General features: G+C 61.5%; 20 protein-coding genes and 2 pseudogenes. 11 read left to right on the top strand and 11 right to left on the bottom strand.

The features are described 5' to 3' along the window. Positions 1–6: 6 nt before the first annotated feature. Positions 7–651 carry a glutathione binding-like protein gene (locus R1A29_RS05685; protein WP_119427228.1) on the bottom strand — a complete coding sequence of 215 codons (645 nt, stop codon included), beginning with the start codon at positions 649–651 and terminating at the stop codon, positions 7–9. Positions 652–790: 139 nt separating this feature from the next. Between R1A29_RS05685 and R1A29_RS05690 the strand changes: the two genes are divergently transcribed. Continuing rightward, positions 791–1,348, top strand: coding sequence for a cysteine hydrolase family protein (locus R1A29_RS05690; RefSeq protein WP_438300883.1), 558 nt, complete (start codon positions 791–793; stop codon positions 1,346–1,348). Positions 1,349–1,426: 78 nt separating this feature from the next. Here the strand turns inward: R1A29_RS05690 and R1A29_RS05695 are convergent, their stop codons facing one another. The 4 genes from R1A29_RS05695 to R1A29_RS05710 are packed head-to-tail and all read right to left on the bottom strand — an operon-like array spanning position 1,427 to position 3,144. After that, the gene (locus tag R1A29_RS05695) at positions 1,427–1,633 is read right to left on the bottom strand and encodes an SEC-C metal-binding domain-containing protein (RefSeq protein WP_007955014.1); all 207 of its coding nucleotides are present in this window, start codon (positions 1,631–1,633) and stop codon (positions 1,427–1,429) included. 5 nt (positions 1,634–1,638) lie between these two features. Beyond that, positions 1,639–2,124, bottom strand: a complete 486-nt coding sequence (locus R1A29_RS05700) for an LEA type 2 family protein (protein ID WP_085712931.1) — start codon at positions 2,122–2,124, stop codon at positions 1,639–1,641. Positions 2,125–2,165: 41 nt separating this feature from the next. Then, entirely contained in the window at positions 2,166–2,642 is a 477-nt protein-coding gene (locus tag R1A29_RS05705) for a YchJ family protein (protein WP_085712932.1), read from the bottom strand. 4 nt (positions 2,643–2,646) lie between these two features. Next, positions 2,647–3,144 (bottom strand): DUF6231 family protein, encoded by a 498-nt coding sequence (locus R1A29_RS05710; protein ID WP_065261926.1) that lies wholly within the window; start codon positions 3,142–3,144, stop codon positions 2,647–2,649. A gap of 199 nt (positions 3,145–3,343) precedes the next feature. Here R1A29_RS05710 and R1A29_RS05715 point away from each other — a divergent pair, with 199 nt between their 5' ends. From R1A29_RS05715 to R1A29_RS05730, 4 genes and pseudogenes are all read left to right on the top strand, one after another. Then, the gene (locus tag R1A29_RS05715; protein ID WP_085712933.1) at positions 3,344–4,039 is read left to right on the top strand and encodes an OmpA family protein; all 696 of its coding nucleotides are present in this window, start codon (positions 3,344–3,346) and stop codon (positions 4,037–4,039) included. 88 nt (positions 4,040–4,127) lie between these two features. Further along, positions 4,128–4,849 (top strand): annotated as a pseudogene (locus tag R1A29_RS05720) (OmpA family protein). A gap of 163 nt (positions 4,850–5,012) precedes the next feature. Beyond that, the gene (locus R1A29_RS05725) at positions 5,013–5,291 is read left to right on the top strand and encodes a DUF1145 domain-containing protein (protein ID WP_438300885.1); all 279 of its coding nucleotides are present in this window, start codon (positions 5,013–5,015) and stop codon (positions 5,289–5,291) included. After that, positions 5,284–6,042: a collagen-like protein gene (locus R1A29_RS05730; RefSeq protein WP_438300886.1), complete on the top strand. Its 759-nt coding sequence runs from the start codon at positions 5,284–5,286 to the stop codon at positions 6,040–6,042. Before R1A29_RS05725 ends, R1A29_RS05730 begins: the two co-directional genes overlap by 8 nt. A gap of 50 nt (positions 6,043–6,092) precedes the next feature. Here the strand turns inward: R1A29_RS05730 and R1A29_RS05735 are convergent, their stop codons facing one another. After that, positions 6,093–6,557 carry a CopD family protein gene (locus R1A29_RS05735; RefSeq protein WP_438300887.1) on the bottom strand — a complete coding sequence of 155 codons (465 nt, stop codon included), beginning with the start codon at positions 6,555–6,557 and terminating at the stop codon, positions 6,093–6,095. A 98-nt stretch (positions 6,558–6,655) separates the two neighbouring features. On the opposite strand from R1A29_RS05735, the gene dinG reads away from it, so the two are divergent. The 5 genes and pseudogenes from dinG to pdxH all read left to right on the top strand — a co-directional run bounded on the left by dinG (position 6,656) and on the right by pdxH (position 14,381). Continuing rightward, on the top strand, positions 6,656–8,800 hold the full coding sequence (gene dinG, locus R1A29_RS05740; protein WP_114881706.1) for an ATP-dependent DNA helicase DinG: 2,145 nt from the start codon (positions 6,656–6,658) through the stop codon (positions 8,798–8,800). A gap of 95 nt (positions 8,801–8,895) precedes the next feature. Further along, entirely contained in the window at positions 8,896–11,253 is a 2,358-nt protein-coding gene (locus R1A29_RS05745; RefSeq protein WP_438300888.1) for a beta-agarase, read from the top strand. Between the two features lie 94 nt (positions 11,254–11,347). Continuing rightward, complete coding sequence (locus tag R1A29_RS05750) at positions 11,348–12,493, top strand: serine hydrolase domain-containing protein (protein ID WP_438300889.1); 1,146 nt, start codon at positions 11,348–11,350, stop codon at positions 12,491–12,493. A gap of 113 nt (positions 12,494–12,606) precedes the next feature. Beyond that, complete coding sequence (locus tag R1A29_RS05755) at positions 12,607–13,710, top strand: OmpA family protein (protein WP_438300890.1); 1,104 nt, start codon at positions 12,607–12,609, stop codon at positions 13,708–13,710. Between the two features lie 24 nt (positions 13,711–13,734). Next, positions 13,735–14,381 (top strand): annotated as a pseudogene (gene pdxH / locus R1A29_RS05760) (pyridoxamine 5'-phosphate oxidase). 5 nt (positions 14,382–14,386) lie between these two features. Here the strand turns inward: pdxH and R1A29_RS05765 are convergent. Continuing rightward, positions 14,387–14,623: a hypothetical protein gene (locus tag R1A29_RS05765; protein ID WP_438300891.1), complete on the bottom strand. Its 237-nt coding sequence runs from the start codon at positions 14,621–14,623 to the stop codon at positions 14,387–14,389. A gap of 168 nt (positions 14,624–14,791) precedes the next feature. On the opposite strand from R1A29_RS05765, the gene R1A29_RS05770 reads away from it, so the two are divergent. Then, complete coding sequence (locus R1A29_RS05770) at positions 14,792–15,256, top strand: glycine zipper 2TM domain-containing protein (protein WP_024776354.1); 465 nt, start codon at positions 14,792–14,794, stop codon at positions 15,254–15,256. Positions 15,257–15,331: 75 nt separating this feature from the next. On the opposite strand, the gene R1A29_RS05775 is transcribed toward R1A29_RS05770, so the two are convergent. The 4 genes from R1A29_RS05775 to nhaA all read right to left on the bottom strand — a co-directional run bounded on the left by R1A29_RS05775 (position 15,332) and on the right by nhaA (position 18,395). Continuing rightward, a complete protein-coding gene (locus tag R1A29_RS05775) occupies positions 15,332–15,529 on the bottom strand; it encodes a pyocin S6 family toxin immunity protein (protein ID WP_438300892.1) in 198 nt (65 codons plus the stop codon). Positions 15,530–15,609: 80 nt separating this feature from the next. Continuing rightward, a complete protein-coding gene (locus tag R1A29_RS05780; protein ID WP_438300893.1) occupies positions 15,610–15,855 on the bottom strand; it encodes a colicin E3-like toxin immunity protein in 246 nt (81 codons plus the stop codon). A 7-nt stretch (positions 15,856–15,862) separates the two neighbouring features. After that, a complete protein-coding gene (locus R1A29_RS05785; RefSeq protein ID WP_438300894.1) occupies positions 15,863–17,086 on the bottom strand; it encodes an S-type pyocin domain-containing protein in 1,224 nt (407 codons plus the stop codon). 121 nt (positions 17,087–17,207) lie between these two features. Further along, positions 17,208–18,395, bottom strand: coding sequence for a Na+/H+ antiporter NhaA (nhaA, locus tag R1A29_RS05790; protein WP_085729906.1), 1,188 nt, complete (start codon positions 18,393–18,395; stop codon positions 17,208–17,210). Positions 18,396–18,576 lie beyond the last annotated feature (181 nt).

Below are 18,576 nucleotides of genomic sequence, written 5' to 3' on the forward strand. Positions count from 1 at the left end.
GGTGACTCAAGCCTTCGGCGGATTGATCTTCTGCACCAGCGCGTAGGCCTTCACGGTCGCCGGGCGATCCTTGATGTGGTTGAACCAGCGCAGCACATTCGGGAAGTCTTCGAGGTTCTGGCTCTGCCATTTGTGGGAGACGATCCACGGGTAGATCGCCATGTCCGCGATGCTGTATTCGCTGCCGGCGACGAACTCATTGTTGGCCAGTTGCTTGTCCAGAACGCCGTACAAACGTGCGGTTTCATCGATGTAGCGCTTGATCGCGTAGGGGATTTTTTCCGGGGCGAACTGGCTGAAATGATGGTTTTGCCCGGCCATCGGCCCCAGCCCGCCCATCTGCCAGAACAGCCATTGCAGCGCCACCTGACGGCCACGCAGATCCTTGGGCAGGAACTTCCCGGTCTTTTCCGCGAGGTACAGCAGAATCGCCCCGGACTCGAACAGCGACAACGGCTCGCCGCCATCGGCCGGCTCATGATCGACGATGGCCGGGATGCGATTGTTCGGCGCGATCTTCAGGAAGTGCGGCTGGAACTGCTCGCCCTGGCTGATGTTGATCGGGTGCACGTTGTAGCGCAGGCCGGCCTCTTCGAGGAACAGGGAAATCTTGTGGCCGTTGGGCGTGGTCCAGTAATACAGGTCGATCATGGAAAGCTCCAAATCAGGAAGGGTACGGACAGCAAACGCCGGCTTCAGGTTGTCCTGTGTGCGTTCGATAGCTTGCTTAGTGACAGGAGGTGATGCTCAAGTACGGGAAATTCAATGACCGCGCGTGAGAAAAATCGCCATGGAGCTTCAGGCAAACGCTGCACTGATCATCATCGACCAGCAAAAGGGCATTCTGGAGCCGCGTCTTGGCCGGCGGAATAATCCGTTGGCCGAACAACGGATCCTCGATCTGCTGGACTTTTGGCGGCGTAGCGGGCGGCCGGTGATTCACGTGCAGCACCTGTCGCGCTCGCCGGATTCGGTGTTCTGGCCCGAGCAGTCCGGGGTGGAGTTTCAGGAAAGGTTCTTGCCGCAGGATCGCGAATGGCTCATCCATAAACAGGTGCCGGACGCGTTTTGTGCAACAAAGCTTGAAGTGAAGTTGCGTGAAGCCGGGATCGGGCAATTGGTCATCGTCGGCGTTGCCACCAACAATTCGGTGGAGTCCACGGCGCGCACGGCGGGCAATCTGGGGTTCGAGGCGTGGGTGGCGGAGGACGCGTGCTTTACCTTCGACAAGGCTGATTACTTCGGTACGTTGCGTACGGCTGAAGAGGTGCATGCCATGTCGCTGGGGAATCTGGATGGGGAGTATGCGACGGTGGTCGGTACCCAGCGGGTTCTGGCGGCAGGCTGAAAGCTGCGGAGGAGGGTGCTATCGCGAGCAGACTCGCGATAGCGATCTAACGGGCGAAACGAATGTCCGCCCGAAACATCAAGCGCCGTGGCACTTCTTGAATTTCTTGCCGTTGCCGCATGGGCAAGGGTCGTTGCGGCCGACGTCTTTCAAGGCGTTGCGCACCGGTTCCTGGTGAGCGTGGCCGCAGTTCGGGCCGTGGACATGGCCATGGTCGTGATCATGGTGGTGATGGTCATGATCGTGGTTGCAGTCTGGGCCATGGACATGAGGTTGCTGGGTCATCGGGGTCACTCCGTAATCAAATCGGCGGGGATTATCACGCCATTGCGCTCCAGGTGCACGTAGTGGGCGATGAATAAACCGGTTTCCATCTCGCCTTGCAGTCGGTAGGGAACCTGCTGGTGCGGATTCTTCAGCATTTTCACCACGTCCTTGACCTTCGGCCACAGGTTGGTGCGGATCGGCACCTTATAGAAAGCACTGCTTTTGGCACCGACGGTGATCCAGTGCTCATGCTCGCCTTCGGCCAGCAGCATGTCCGCCAGGTGCACGCGGTATTCCAGGCCGCGCACGGTCAGCTCGCTGTCGTTGGGGTTGTCGATGCGAAAGTGCAGGATGAATTTCTGTTCGAGCAACTTGGCGCGCACCACTTCGACTTTCACCAGGTGCACGGCGGGGTCGAGGGTGTCGTCGGCGAACCATGAGGCACAGCCGCCGAGCCCCAGAAACAGCAGCAGCGTGAAGGCTTTGAATGTGTGCCATTGACCGACCATCGCAGAACTCCCTTTTGCGCCCAGTCTAGTCGCCACTCACCTCACGCGCCGAAATAGCCCGCGCAACACTTCTTGAACTTCTGCCCGCTGGCGCAAGGGCAGCTGTCGTTGCGCCCAAGCTTGAGCTGCACCGTCGGATCGATGAAGTACCAGCGTCCGCCGTTCTGCACGAACGAGGAGCGCTCGCGGTGACTGTGCTCACCCTGACTGTCGTGCCAGCGCGCGGTGAAGGTGACGAAGGCGTGTTCCGGCTGGCCGCCGAAGACCTCCGAACTCTCGACGTTGAGGCCTAGCCAGGTGCTCGATGCACTCCAGTTGCTGATCGACTGGCGATCGAGCCCGGCCTGCTGAGCGGGCAGGGTGGTCGCCACCAGATAATCAATCAGGCCCAGCACGTAGGCGCTGTAGCGCGAACGCATCAGGGCTTCGGCGCACGGTGCCGGATGGCCGGCGTGATAATGGCCGCAGCAGGCATCCAGCAGGTTGCCGCTGCCGCAGGGGCAAATGGCTGTACTCATTGCATTACCACCAGTATTTCCCGAAGTTTTCCGGATTGGCCCAGAACCGAGAGTTGAGCCAGTCGGGGACTTGTTTGTAGTCAAGCAGATCATAGGTGAACAGGGTCAGCACCTGCTCATCCCGGGCGAAGCGTTCGCTGGCTTGCAGAGCCAGGGAATAGAAATCGGTTTCCTGCCAGCCGCTGGCCGGCAGATCGGCCAGCACGGCGATGCGGCTGGCGTTGAGGTTGCGAATCCCGCCGAGCAGATTCAGGCCATCACGCTTGGGCAAATGTTCCAGGCAATCGACCACCAGCGCCAGATCGAAGCGTTGTGCAGCGAGGTCTGCGGGCAAGGCACCGGGCGCTGCGTGAGCAACGCAAGTGTCCGGGTGCGCATCCTTGAAAGCGGCCAGTGCCGGAAATTCGCTGGCGCCGATCAGCAGCAGACGTGCCGGGGCGTAGCGGTCGAGCAGAGCGGCCAGTGCCTGCTGTGGCGTGCGGGAAGAAATCGCGACGTTCATCGAAGCTCCTCAATCAGATCGCCAAGACTAGCCTGCCCGAGCGTCGAGGCCTAGATCTCTGTTCTGCGGGTTTGCGGCAAATGCCTCGAAGTCCTGTGAACACGCGCGCAAACAGCAGTGGCCTATTGCTGGCGGAGATTAAAACTCCGGTCTTTACTCCCTGAATCGGTTCTAAGCCGATCCCTCAGGAGAAAACTAGATGAGCATAGTTCGGACAGCATTACCCTTGGTTCTGCTAACCAGTGTGTTGACTGGTTGCGCAGGTTTGCAGAAAACCGACTGGCCGACCTGTGCGGCAGTCGGTGGTGTCGTCGGTGCGGGTCTTGGCGCGACGGAAAGCTCTGCATGGGCAGGCTATGGCGCATTACTCGTTGGCGGTACGGCGGCAGCCTATTGCTGGGTGCACGGTGATGGCGATGAAGACGGCGACGGTGTGCCGGACAGTCGCGACAAGTGCCCGCACACGCCTCGCGGTACCAAGGTCGACGCAGACGGCTGCCCATTCCCGGCCCCTGCACCCGTGGTTGAAGAAGCTGTAGTGGTCAAGGAAGAAACCATCGTCATCCGCGATGTGCACTTCCAGTTCGACAAGGCCACCCTGACGCCTTCCGACAAGCTGGTTCTCGACAAGGTCGCCACGCGCCTGAAGCAGGAGTCGAGCACCGCGCGACTGACCGTGACCGGTCATACCGACAGCGTGGGCAGTGATGCCTACAACAAGAAACTGTCGGATCGTCGCGCGCACTCGGTGGTGGAATACCTGATCCATGATGGTGTGCCACGTTCCAGCTTCGTTTCGGTGACCGGTGCCGGTGAGAGCCAGCCAGTGGCGGACAACAAAACCGCCGATGGCCGTGCGCTGAACCGTCGCACGGAAATCAAAATCGAGCGTTGACGCCCTCGCATCCGCGGCTTGTGCAGTCGCGGATGCGGGTCTTTACTCCTGTGTAACCGGTATGGGCCGGTGACACAGGAGCTTTCATATGAGTGTTCTCTCACGGTCCGTCTTACCGGTGCTGCTGGCAGGCAGCCTGTTGACCGGCTGCGCTACCCACAGCGATGGCACTGCCCCCTCAATCAACGTACCTGGCCGATCTGCAGCGTCATCGGCGGACTGGTCGGCGGCGGTCTCGGCGCCATTGAAAACGGTGGCTGGGCCGCCGGAGGTGCGGCACTGGGTATCCTTACCGGCGGGCTGATCTGTTATGCCCAGGATGGCGACGAAGACGGCGATGGCGTGTTCGACCGCCGCGACCGTTGCCCTGACACTCCACCGAACACACCGGTCGATCATCGCGGCTGTCCGCTGCCGCAATACCCGGTCACCGAGAAACCGGCCGAGCCGGCTCCGCAATCCGAAGTCATCACCCTGAGCGATGCCGGCAACGTGCTGTTCGCGTTCGACAAGTCCGACCTGACTCCGGCCGCGAAAAGCCAGCTCGATGCGCTGATGGACAAACTGCGCAATGCCGACGTGGTGAGCATCAAGGTCATCGGTCACACCGACAGCAAGGGCACCGATGCCTACAACCAGGCTTTGTCGGAACGTCGCGCGAGCAGCGTGGCGGCCTATCTGTTGAGCCAGGGGCTGGCGCCGGAAAAACTCACCAGTGAAGGGCGCGGCGAGCGCGAACCGATCGCCGACAACGAGACCGAAGAAGGGCGCGCGCAAAACCGTCGCGTGGAACTGCACATCAATCGCTAGGAATCTTCTGTAGTCCGCAGGCTAGAGCTGTCGGTCGACGATCATCGTCGAACCGGCAGCCATCCGACGAGTGCCCGGAACTTTTTTATTTGCCCCTCTGGCTTATCCCGTACGGAAGCCGTTACTGTGCGCCCAAAGAATAATTTGCAACACGGGGGAGCGTATGAAGGGGTTCTGTGGACTGGGGCGATTATTGACCCTGGTGTTCTGCTGCGTGGTACTGGCCAATCAGCTGGTGCCGTTTGTTCATCCGTTGCATCTGCTGGTCAATCTGGCTGGCATCCTGCTGCTGGCCATCCACCTCCTTGAAGTGCTGCTGTGCAACGCCAGCCTCAAGGGGCGGCCGCACCCATGGCGTGATCGTGGCCGTGTCCTGCTGTTCGGCGTTTTCCACCTGCAAACCATCCCGGCCCCGGCCGCTCCGGAGGCTTCCCATGCGTAAACTCTGCCTGCTCGCTGCATTCATCAGTCCCCTGGCCTGCGCCCAGGTGGTCAGTGTCGAAGCCAACTCCCTGATGCGTCTGCCCAACACGGCCAGCACGTTGCAGCTGGAAAAACTGGTGGTCGCCGATTACGGCACCTTGCTGGTGCCCTCGAACGTGACCGAGCTGAGCGTCGGCGAATTGCAGCTGGGCCATGAGGCGCGCATTGCCATCGTGCCGGGCGAACAGGCGCTGGACATGAAAGTCATCCGCGCCCGGTTTGCCGACGGGAGCCGCATCACGGCCCACGGCGCACCGGGCACTTATGAAAAAGCGGCTCGCGCCGGGCGTAACCTGAACCTGCAATTCAAGGCGCTGGAGGCTCCACGGCTGATTGTCGATGCCCGTGGCGGCACCGGTGCGCCGGGCTTTGTCGGGCTCGACGGGGCCAACGGTCAGGAACCGGGCTGCACCTGGGGCCAGGCCGGGCATGGCTTCGACGGCAGTGATGGCAGCAACGGCCAGCCTGGTGCGCCGGGCGCATTGGTGCGGCTGGAAGTGCCACGGGAGTTTCCGGCGGAGCTGATCAAGGTCGACGTGACCGGTGGTGCCGGCGGGGCGGCAGGCCCGGGTGGCAAACCGGGCGCCGGTGGCAAGTCCAAGGGCTGCCTGGTGTATCGCGCCGATGGCGGCAAGAGCGGCAAGCCGGGGGCTGACGGTCAGCCGGGGCCGGCTGGTGCGGCGGGTTCGGTTACGGTTCAGCGCCTGTAAGCGAATTTCTAAATGATCGTTCCCGCGCTGCGGGAACGATCAGCACCCCATCAGAACGAAGGTCGCGCCGCCGCAATCGCCACCAGCAGCACGCCGACCAGCAAATTGATCCCCACCACCCGACGAATCCGTCCCAGCACCGCCGCACCTGTCGGCCAATCCTTCGCTTCGACCGCCGTGCGCAGCTCCGGCAGCATCAAACCCTGAACCCGGATGAACAGCGCGGTCATCACCACGTACAACCCCATCATCACCTGCACGTACTTCGGCGCTGTCTCGAAGCCGATGTGCTGCAGATGCAACATGCCGACCCCGGTCACCGGCAGCAGAATTACCGCACCCCACACCCAGCGGAAAAAACCTTGAAACACTTCCACCCACAGGGTCAGCCGTCCGGGGCCGTCCAAAGCCCTCACTGCCGCGGGGCGCAGCACCATCCAGGCGAAAAACATGCCGCCGACCCACACCAGGGCTGCGAGGACATGCAGGGGGTAAACGAGGCTAAAAGGTGTCATTGGGGTACTCCGTTCTGCGCGGGACTGATTAGCGGGGTATGATAGCCGCCGAACCGAACCACTGAAAATTTATCCAGCGTTTTTGCGCCCGACAACACATGATCAGCACTGAACTCAAAACCACGATCCAGGGCGCCTATTCGCGTTTTCTAGAGGCCAAGAGCCTCAAGCCGCGTTACGGCCAGCGTCTGATGATCGCTGAAGTCGCCAAGGTCCTCGGGGATATCGACACCGACGACGAAGGCCGGCGCAGTGGCGACCCCGCGATTGTCGCGGTGGAAGCCGGCACCGGTACCGGCAAGACCGTGGCCTACAGCCTGGCCGCGATCCCCACGGCGAAACTGGCCGGCAAGCGCCTGGTGATTGCCACCGCCACCGTCGCCCTGCAAGAGCAGATCGTCTACAAGGATTTGCCCGACCTGATGCGCAACAGCGGGCTGAACTTCAGCTTCGCCCTGGCCAAGGGCCGTGGCCGTTACATGTGCCTGTCCAAGCTCGACATGCTGCTGCAGGAAGGCCACGCACAGACTGCCACGGCGCAGTTGTTCGAAGAAGAAGGCTTCAAGATCGAGGTCGACGAGGCCAGTCAGAAGCTGTTCACCAGCATGATCGAGAAGCTCGCCGGCAATAAATGGGACGGCGACCGCGACAGTTGGCCCAACGCGCTGGAAGACGCCGACTGGGCGCGCCTGACCACCGATCACAGCCAATGCACCAACCGTCATTGCCCGAACTTCGGCCAGTGCGCCTTCTACAAGGCCCGGGAAGGCATGGGCAAGGTCGACGTGATCGTCACCAACCACGACATGGTGCTGGCCGACCTGGCGCTGGGCGGCGGGGCAGTGTTGCCCGATCCGCGCGACACCATTTACGTGTTCGACGAAGGCCATCACCTGCCGGACAAGGCCATCGGCCACTTCGCCCACTACACGCGCCTGCGCTCCACCGCCGACTGGCTGGAAACCACCGCCAAGAACCTCACCAAACTGCTGGCCCAGCATCCGCTGCCGGGGGACCTCGGCAAGTTGATCGAGCAGGTGCCGGAGCTGGCGCGGGAGATCAAGACCCAGCAGCAATTCATGTTCACCGCCTGCGAACAGATCGCCGACTTCAAGCCCGGCGAAGATGTCGAAGGCCGCGAGCGCCCGCGCCATCGCTTCATCGGCGGGGTGATTCCCGAGCACATGCGCGAGATGGGCATCGAGCTGAAAAAAGGCTACGCCCGTCTCAATGACCTGTTCACCCGCCTGACCGACCTGCTCAAGGAAGGCATGGACGGCGAAGTCAACATCGGCATCGCCAGCAACCAGGCCGAAGAATGGTATCCACTGTTCGGCAGCCTGTTGTCCCGTGCCTCCGGCAACTGGGAGCTGTGGACCGCGTTCACCGCCGAAGACCCGGAAGAGAGCCCGCCGATGGCCCGCTGGCTGACCCTGGCCGAAAGCGGTTCGCTGTTCGACATCGAGGTCAACGCCAGCCCGATCCTGGCCGCCGAAACCTTGCGCCGCAGTCTGTGGAACGTGGCCTATGGCTGTCTGGTGACCTCGGCGACGTTGACCGCGCTCGGCACGTTCGACCGTTTCCGCATGCGCGCCGGCCTGCCGAAAAAAGCCGTCACCGCCGTGGTACCGAGCCCGTTTCATCATGCCGATGCCGGTGTATTGCGAGTGCCGGACCTGAAAGCCGACCCGCGTGATGCCGCCGCCCACACCGCCGCGATCATCCGCGATCTGCCGGAACTGGTCGAAGGCTCACGCGGCAGTCTGGTGCTGTTCTCGTCGCGCAAACAGATGCAGGACGTGTTCGACGGTCTCGACCGCGACTGGCGCAAGCAAGTGTTCATTCAAGGCAACCTGTCGAAACAGGAAACCCTGAACAAGCACAAGGCGCGGGTCGATGGCGGCGATTCCAGCGTGCTGTTCGGTCTCGCCAGTTTCGCCGAAGGGGTGGACTTGCCGGGGGCCTATTGCGAACACGTGGTGATTGCCAAGATTCCGTTCTCGGTACCGGACGATCCGGTCGAAGCCGCGCTGTCGGAATGGATCGAGGCCCGGGGCGGCAACCCGTTCATGGAAATCTCGGTGCCCGACGCCTCGCTGAAGCTGGTTCAGGCCTGTGGCCGCCTGCTGCGTACCGAAGAAGACCGCGGCACCATCACCTTGCTGGACCGGCGACTGGTCACCCAGCGCTACGGCAAGGCGATCCTCAATGCGTTGCCTCCTTTCCGTCGTGAAATATCCTGAGACACCGGTGGGCAGTTTTGCCCGCCGCGTTGTCTATCTCTACGCCATCGCTTTTCCATTGGCCATTGCTGGTCGTTAGGGAGAAATCCGTTCTCATGATTCGTCGTTCGTTGCCTGCCCTTTTTGCCCTGGTTTTCGCTGCGCCTCTGCTGGCGGCACCTGCCGGGCAGCAGACCTTGTTCAACTTTGTCCGCCCCGCCGACGTGGTGAAAGTGGCGACCGAAAACGCCGACCTGCCACAAGCCAACGCCGAACAGACGCCCGAGGGCGAAGTGCTGCGCCGGGTGACCTTCAACCCGGTGGCGCGCCCGACCTTGCGCCTGACGCCGCAGACCGGTGCCTGGGACTGGTCGCAGTCCGGGATGATGAGCCTGCGCATTCAGAGCGCGATGAACTGGGCGGTGACCGTTTACGTACAGATCCAGAGCAACGACGGCAAGACCCTGGTCAGCCGCGTCGATCTGCCGGCCGGGCCGGCGCAGACCTTGCTCGTACCGTTGACCGCCACTTCGCCGCTGAGCCAGGGCATGAAGGCCGGACCGTTGATGCCGATGACCATCGACGGGCAGCGCATCCTGCTGGCCAGCAGCAGCGGTGAGCTGGATCGCAGTCAGGTGGTATCCGTCAGCCTGTCGATGGACCAGCCGAAAGCCGCGCAAAGTCTGTTGCTGGAGCGCTTCGGCGTGCAGGACGAGGGCGAGGTGATCAAAGCCGCCTACGGCAATCTGGTGGATGCCTACGGTCAGTCGACCCGCAGCAAATGGCCGGAAAAAGTCGCCAATGACGAACAACTGAAATCCGCTGCCGCCAGGGAACAGCAACAGCTGAAAACCTGGCTGGCCGAGCGCGAGAAGTCATCGCTGGACAAGTTCGGCGGCTTGAACAAAGGCCCGACGTTCAAGGCTAGCGGCTTTTTCCGCACCGAAAAACTCGACGGTCGCTGGTATCTGGTGACGCCGGAGGGCCATCCGTTCTATTCCCTGGGCGTGAACACCGTCAGCCCCGAGGTCAACCAGACCTACGTGGCCGGGCGCGAGTACATGTTTGAGTCTCTGCCGAAACCCGACGAGCCACTGGCCGTTCACTTTGGTGAAGGCGACAACCGTGGCGGCAACGGTTCAGATCAGGGTCGTGGCTATGGCAACGGACGCTGGTACGACTTCTATGGCGCCAACCTGCAACGCCTGTACGGCGAACCTTGCGCGACGCCGGCGGCCACCGAGAAAGCGCCTGCTGCGCCATGCAAGGCCGCCATCGACGAGCAGAAGTGGACCGGCCATACCCTCGACCGCTTGCAGGCGTGGGGCTTCAATACCGTCGGCAACTGGAGCGCACCGCAGCTGGGCGACGCCGAGCGCGTGCCGTACACCTTGCCGCTGTCGATCGTCGGCGATTACACCAGCATCAGCACCGGCAATGACTGGTGGGGCGGCATGCCTGATCCGTTCGATCCGCGTTTCGCCATGGCCACCGAGCGCGCCGTGGCGATTGCCGCGCGCGACCATCGCGATGATCCGTGGCTGATCGGCTACTTCGCCGATAACGAACTGGCCTGGGCCGGTCCCGGTGATGATCCGAAGTCGCGTTACGCGCTGGCCTACGGCACATTGAAAATGACCACCGACGTACCGGCCAAGCGTGCGTTCCTCAAGCAGTTGCGCGACAAGTACCGCAACCAGGCGGGGCTGTCGAAGGCCTGGGGTATCGATCTGCCGGCGTGGGAATTGATGGAAGACCCGGGGTTCGAAGCACCGCTGCCGAATCCGGAACACCCGGAAATCGAGGCTGACTTCAAATACTTCCAGAAGGTCTTCGCCGACACCTATTTCAAGACCATTTCCGACTCGTTGAAATGGCACGCGCCGAACCAGTTGCTGCTGGGTGGCCGCTTCGCCATCAGCACCCCGGAAGCCGTGGCCTCCTGCGCGCAATATTGCGACGTGCTGAGCTTCAACATGTACACCCTGAAACCGCAGGACGGCTATGACTTCGCCGCGCTGCGCAGCCTCGACAAACCGGTGCTGATCACCGAGTTCAACTTCGGCTCCACCGATCGCGGCCCGTTCTGGGGCGGCGTGACGCCGTTGAACAAGGAAGAAGACCGTGGCCCGGCCTACGCCAACTTCCTCAAGCAGGCGCTGAGCGAGCCGTCGATTGTCGGCGTGCACTGGTTCCAGTACCTCGATCAACCGGTGACCGGGCGTCTGCTCGATGGCGAAAACGGTCACTTCGGTCTGGTGGGCGTGACTGACTTGCCGTATCAGGGTTTCGTCGAAACCGTGCGCAAGAGCAATCTGGCGGCCCTTGATCAACTCGGCAAAGAAGCCGAGAAAGCCGCTGTGGCGGCAGACAAGGCCGGTCACGAGACCGAAGGCGGCCGCAAAGGCGAAGCCGGCAAAGGCCCGGGGCAGGGCGCCGGCCATACCGGCGGGCACTCCGGCAACGGTCATTAAGGCAGGACCGCCCGGCCCGCCGCTGTTCCCAAAACCCTCAAGGGCTGGAACAATGCGGGCCACTTTGTAGAGCGTTTTCGCGGGGGAGTTGCGGGTGCAGATTCAGGGACATTACGAGCTTCAATTCGAAGCGGTGCGCGAAGCCTTCGCGGCACTGTTCGACGATCCCCAGGAACGTGGCGCCGCGTTGTGCATCCGGGTCGGCGGGGAAACCGTCCTCGACCTCTGGGCCGGCACCGCCGACAAGGACGGCAGCGAAGCCTGGCACAGCGACACCATCGCCAACCTGTTCTCCTGCACCAAGACCTTCACCGCCGTCACCGCGCTGCAACTGGTGGCCGAAGGCAAGTTGCAACTCGATGCGCCGGTCGCCCGTTACTGGCCGGAATTCGCGGCGGCCGGCAAGGAGTCCGTGACCCTGCGCCAATTGCTTTGCCATCAGGCCGGTTTGCCGGCCCTGCGCGAATTTCTGGCGCCTGAAGCACTGTACGACTGGCAGACCATGGTCGATGCCCTCGCGGCGGAAGCACCATGGTGGACGCCGGGCACCGGTCACGGTTATGCCGCGATCACGTACGGCTGGCTGATCGGCGAGTTGCTGCGTCGGGCCGACGGCCGTGGGCCAGGCGAGTCCATTGTGGCGCGAGTCGCCAAACCGTTGGGGCTGGATTTCCATGTCGGCCTGGCCGACGAAGAGTTTTACCGCGTCGCGCATATCGCACGGGGCAAGGGCAATGTCGGCGATGCCGCCGCCCAGCGCCTGCTGCAAGTCACGATGCGTGAACCAACCGCCATGACCACCCGTGCCTTCACCAATCCGCCGTCGGTGCTCACCAGCACCAACAAACCGGAATGGCGGCGCATGCAGCAACCGGCGGCCAACGGCCACGGCAATGCGCGCAGCCTCGCCGGGTTCTACGCCGGTCTGCTCGACGGCAGCCTGCTGGAAAGCGAAATGCTCGACGAACTGACCCGGGAACACAGCCTCGGCGAGGACAAGACCTTGCTGACGCGAACCCGTTTCGGTCTCGGTTGCATGCTCGATCAACCTGATGTGCCGAACGCCACCTATGGCCTCGGTCCAAGGGCGTTCGGGCATCCGGGGGCGGGCGGTTCCATCGGTTTTGCTGATCCGGAGCACGATGTGGCCTTCGGATTTGTGACAAATACCCTGGGGCCGTACGTCTTGATGGATCCGCGCGCGCAGAAGCTGGCGCGGGTACTTGCCACTTGTCTGTAAAACGTTACTGGAGGTTCCAGGGCCGGAACCTCATTCGGCTTTTCGATTCAAAGCGTCTGTTTATCCGGGCGAAAGTCCTCTGATAGTCCATTACTAATTTTTGTGGGTTTCCAATGTCGTCCAAACAAACTCTCGCTCTGGCCCTGTGTTTCGCGATCACCGGTTGCGCTCAGACTCCCAAGAATGACGCCGATGGCGGCAGCTGGTGGCCGTTCGGTTCCTCCGACAAGGTCGCGGCCAAGGAGCCGGCTCCGGCTCCAGCGCCAGCACCGGTGAAACCCGCCGCTACCGCCCCTGTCGCCAAGACCGAGAGCAGCAGCCACTGGTACTGGCCGTTCGGCTCCGACGATTCGGCAGACAAGGCCAAGGCCGACGTGAAGCCCGAAGTCAAACCGCAAGCCGCGCCTGCTGTTGTCGCCAAGGCGGATGCCGACACCGGCAGCAAGTGGTGGTGGCCGTTCGGCGGCAAGTCTCAGGACACCGCCAAAGCCGTGCCGATGCCTGACCCGAAAGTGACCCAGGCCTGGCTCGACGATTACGAGCCACGCCTGCGTGACGCGATCAAGGGCAGCAACCTGCAATTCGAGCGCCGTGAAAACGTCCTCGTGGTGACCGCGCCGGTTGAAGGCTCGTTCAACCCGAAACGCCCGGCCATGCTGTTGCCGGTGACCCTGAGCCCGTTCACCAATATCGCCAAGATCCTCGAAGCCGACCCGAAAACCGCGGTCCTGGTACTGGGCCACAGCGACAACGCCGGTGTCGCAGCAGACAACACCAAACTCAGCCAGGAACGTGCTCAGTCGGTGGCGGCAATCTTCCGTCTCAGTGGCTTGCAGCGCGATCGCCTGATGCTGCGCGGCATGGGCGCCGATGCCCCGCGTGCGGCCAACGACAGCGTTGAAGGCCGTGCCCTGAACCGTCGTGTCGAACTGCTGGTGACCCCGCAGAACACCATGGTTGCGCTGCTGAGCAAGTACAACATGCCGGCACCGAAGCCGGTGACCATGGTCGCTGCCCAGGACGTCAAGCCAGTCGCCAAGCCTGTAACTCCGGCACCTGCGGCGAAGAAAGCTGCTGTCCCGGCCACCAAAAAGGCACCGGCCAAGAAGGCTGCTGCCAAGGCGCCAGTGAAGAAGGCCCCGGCGAAGAAAACCGCTCCAGCCAAAGCCGCCGCCAGCGACAAGAAAGTCGCGGCGACCGACGCGGCAAAACAGTGATCCGCTAACGAAAAGGAATGCGCCATGACCCAGGCTCTGGCAGATATGCGTCGTGATTACACCCGGGACGGCCTGACCGAGGCGCAAGCCCCGGCCGAGCCTTTTGCGCTGTTCCACCAGTGGTTCGCCGACGCGGTGAAAACCGAGCAGGCGCCCGTGGAGGCCAACGCCATGACCCTGGCCACGGTCGATGCGGACGGTCGCCCGCACTGCCGCATTCTGCTGCTCAAGGGCCTGGACGAGCAGGGCTTCACCTTCTTCACCAACTACGAAAGTGCCAAGGGCCAGCATCTGGCCGCGAATCCGTTCGCGGCCATGACGTTCTTCTGGCCGACCCTGGAGCGCCAGGTGCGTATCGAAGGGCGGGTGGTGAAGGTCACGCCGCAAGAGTCCAACGCTTACTATCAAGTGCGTCCGCTGGGCAGCCGTCTGGGCGCTTGGGCTTCACCGCAGAGCCGGGTGATCAACGGCCGGGGGAACTGGAAGATTTGCTCAAGGCCACCGAGCAACGCTTCACCGACACCCAGCCCGACTGCCCGGAACACTGGGGCGGTTACCGTTTGCTGCCGGAGCGCATCGAGTTCTGGCAGGGCCGCGCGAGCCGTCTGCACGATCGCCTCAACTACCGTTTGCAGGGCACCGACTGGATTCTTGAACGTCTGGCACCTTAAGCAGTCTACCGAGCGGGATAGCCTCCCGCAGCGGCCTCAAGCCACTTCGGCAGGTCCCGACGCCTGATCTTCTGTGATCGGGCTTGCGCCAGCCGTTCGAGCATGTAGGCGCGTTTGCCTTCATCCTTGCCGGCCAGCGACAATGCCAGATCGCGGTCCATCCAGCGTTTGATCCGCACGTACAACCACCAGTGGAAGTACAAACCGGCGACGGTTGTGACGACAATGATGAAGTAATCCATGAAAATCCTTGGGGTCGGCGGCGCAAGCTCTGTATTTTGGCGCTACTGTTGGGTGAGTTCGTGGAAGCCCTGTACCGGGCCTGAATGAAACCAAATTTATCCGGGCGGCGCCGTGACAGGCGTCAAGCTGCGGAGTTTAATGAATACCTGTCCTTTGGAGTTGATCCTATGCGTAAGTCTGTTCTGCTGGTTGCTTCCTTTTCCACGATGGCGATGTTGCTTACCGGCTGCCAATCGAGCCTGACCGGTGACTCCTACTCCCGTGACGAAGCGCGTCGCGTGCAGACGATTCGCATGGGCACCATCGAATCCCTGCGTCCGGTGAAAATCGAAGGCACCAAGACCCCGATCGGCGGCGCTGCCGGTGCCGTGGTCGGCGGTGTCGGCGGCAGCGCCATCGGCGGTGGTCGTGGCAGCATCGTGGCAGCCGTTATCGGTGCCGTGGCCGGCGGCCTGATCGGTTCCGCCACCGAAGAAGGCCTGACCCGTACTCAAGGTGTTGAAATCACCGTGCGCGAAGACGACGGCAGCATGCGCGCCTACGTGCAGCAAGTGCAGGAGAACGAAGTATTCCGCGTCGGTGAGCGCGTACGGATTTCGACTGTTGGCGGGACCAGCCGCGTTTCGCACTAAGCGGGAACTAGCGGTAAAGAAAAACCCCGATCAGGTGACTGGTCGGGGTTTTTTGTATGCCTCCGAATTGACGAATCAATATTCGGCACGGGTGCCCACAAAGTACTCCAAGTCCTTTGGGAAACTGACGTTTAAAAGATTTTCTAGCGCGGCTATCTGATCTTGATTCAACAACAACTCGCCCGGCTCGACCTCGCTAAGAGGTTTGGATTCTGAGAGCTGGGCAACTTTTTCATTCATCTCACTACCCGTGATATCCAGCTCGAATTGCAAAGAGTCGTCTTGAACTTCATCAGGAAAAAACCGGTGATCGAAAGGTAGCGCATTAAGGTCAATCAGCCTGTCTGTCGGTGTTAACTGTAGTCAAACGAAATTTGATAGTCGTTGGCACTTAGAGCGATTTGATGTTGAAAGTACGGCTGAATGGTCGCAACCCACTTTTCGACGACGTTGAAGCTGCCATTATTGATGTTGCCCTCCACAGGAATGCCTAAGGCATTCAGTACTGATTCATCATCCCCCAGATCTTTCGACGACTCCTCGCCTTGGAATTGCTGGGTTGCTGTGTTGTACCACTCCAGTCTTAGTTCCAGTCCCATCTCTTCCTCACAGATATCTTTTTTTGATGCTTCTTTCTTTTATAGGCCCTTCGCGTTGCTCACCTGTGTAGGGATCGAAGGCTCCCAGGTGAGTTCCATCGCTTCGGTACATTTCTAACTCCCCATGTCTTGAGTCCCATTCGTAAATTTTCTTTCCTTTAGCATCAGTCCAGCGCTTGCGAAGTCCTCCTCCACCCTGAACCGGATTCATGTCTTTAACTTTTTTCAGGTCTGGAAATGCGGTGATTTGGTCGGTCTTCGGCGGTTTATGGTAGCTATGGCCTGCGGGTGCCAAGCCTTTGCGGGATGTGTTCAGTACAACGTATAACGGTTTTACCCCCGAACTTGCCGGAAACACCAATATGAAATCCCGATACTCCGGCGGATAAACCGGATTCACCAGAATCCCGTCCGCCGCTTTCGTCGGCGGATACACCCAGATATGCGGTGCCTGCGGAGCGGCCTCCAGCGCGGGGATGCCGAGAATGTCGGAGCCGTCCACGGCGGGTGTCCAGACCAGTTCGATGCCTTCGCCGAGGTCTGCGACAAACCGGTTACCACGAGCAGCGAACTGCGCGACATCGACCATTTCCCAGTCGCGGTTCTTGCCGGTGTAGAAGCCATAACCCTTGAGGCTGCCGTCGGCCTGCTGTTCGACGTGCAGGCGCACGCGGGTTCGAGCCTGTTTGAGGGCGAGCAACTGGTCTTCGGTGTAGAGGGCGCTGTCGCCCAGGTTCGATGGCATGAACATCGCCACCAGCCCGACCAGCGGGGTGATGACGGCAGTGGAGGCTATCGCGGGCAATGCCTTTAATGCTTCACCCGCAAGGGCGAAGGTGCCCAAACCTGCCGGAATCGCAGTGCCGCTGATTTTCTTGAGTGCAACGCCGCCGTTGTCATCGGCTTCACGTCCGCCGAGCAGGATCAGATCGCCGTAATCTTTCAGGCTGTCAGTCGGCACCATCCCCGAAGGATTCGCGTAATCGATGATCGCGTCCGGCAACTTGCAGGACTTGGCAAACGTGCAGCCGGCGCGTACCGGCTCAGGCTTGTTCGCCGCGACCTCGCGACTGCGCTCGAAGGCGTCCTGCCGCGCCAGCATGGCGTCGTACTTGTTTTGTCGCTCGTCCTGATCGGCCAGCTCGGTGGCTGTCAGGTAGCGGTAGGTGACGTGATGCCCGTCGCCTGCCGGTGGGTTGGGAACCCGGGGAATGTCCTTTTGACCAGCCACTGATTGTCCTTTCGTTCATGCATCGGCAGCCCCTCGAAAGGGGCTGCACGACGTTAACGAAGCAGGAAAATCGTGGCTGTAGGACGCGTCTCTAAAGACGTGGGGATTGTTCGCTACGGCATCAGGAAGGCAGCGCGGTGTTCTTTCTGCTTGCCGCCAGGGTCACCGCATAACCGATCAATGCGGCGAACACCGAGCCGGTGAGAATGCCCATCCGGTCCATTCCGGCGTATTCACTGGCACCCGGCACGAAGGCGAGGGAGCCGACAAACAGGCTCATGGTGAAGCCGATCCCGCAGAGTATCGCCACGCCCAGCACCTGGCCCCAATTGGCGTTCTGGGGCAGGGCGGCGATGCCGGTTTTCACGGCGAGCCAGGTCAGGCCGAACACGCCGATGGTCTTGCCCAGCAGCAAGCCGACGGCGATGCCCATCGGTACGTGGTGAGTGAAGCTTTCGGCGGTCACACCGGTCAGCGACAGGCCGGCATTAGCGAAGGCGAACAGCGGCAGAATGCCGTAGGCCACCCATGGGTGCAGCGCATGCTCCAGAGTCAGCAGCGGCGAGGGCTCTGCGTTTTTCGTGCGCAGCGGAATGCAGAACGCGAGAGTCACGCCGGCCAGCGTCGCGTGGACACCGCTCTTGAGTACGCAGACCCACAGGATCAACCCGATGATCATGTACGGCCCGAGCTTGACCACCCCGAGACGGTTCATCGCCACCAGCGCCGCAATGCACGCCGCGGCCAGACCCAGCGACAGGGTCGAGAGTTCGCCGGAATAGAAGATCGCGATGATTACGATGGCACCAAGGTCATCGATGATCGCCAGGGTCATCAGGAACAGCTTCAGCGACACCGGCACCCGCTTGCCGAGCAAGGCCAGCACGCCGAGGGCGAAGGCGATGTCGGTGGCGGTCGGAATCGCCCAGCCATCGAGAGCGGCCGGGTTGTCGCGGTTGAGGAACCAGTAGATCAGCGCCGGCACCAGCATGCCGCCGATAGCCGCCGCGCCGGGCAGCACGATCTGCGACGGTTTCGACAGCTGACCGTCGAGCACTTCGCGCTTCACTTCCAGGCCGATGAGCAGGAAGAACAGCGCCATCAGGCCGTCGTTGATCCACAACAGCAGGGGTTTGGCGATTTTCAACGCGCCGATCTGCGCGACCACCGGTGTGTCGAGCAGGCCGGTGTACAACCACGACAGCGGCGAGTTGTTGATGATTAGAGCCAGGATGGCCGCGGCGATCAGTAACAGACCGCTGGCAGCTTCCAACTGAAAGAAACGCGTGAAAGTGCTACGCAGAGGCAAGGTCGCTCTCCATCGATAAAGTCAAAAGGTGGGACACCCTAACCCGTACTGTTAGTTGTTAAAACATAAGTTATATTCTTTTTTGTTATATATGGTTACAAGGCGCCTGCCAGACCTGCAGCAGAGCCTAGCAGTTGCCAAAGGTATTGAAGCTCAGCTGTATCTGTCAGTGCAGTAGGAT

The sequence above is a fragment of the Pseudomonas sp. NMS19W genome (assembly GCF_051554255.1).
Classification (GTDB): Bacteria; Pseudomonadota; Gammaproteobacteria; order Pseudomonadales; family Pseudomonadaceae; genus Aquipseudomonas; species Aquipseudomonas kribbensis.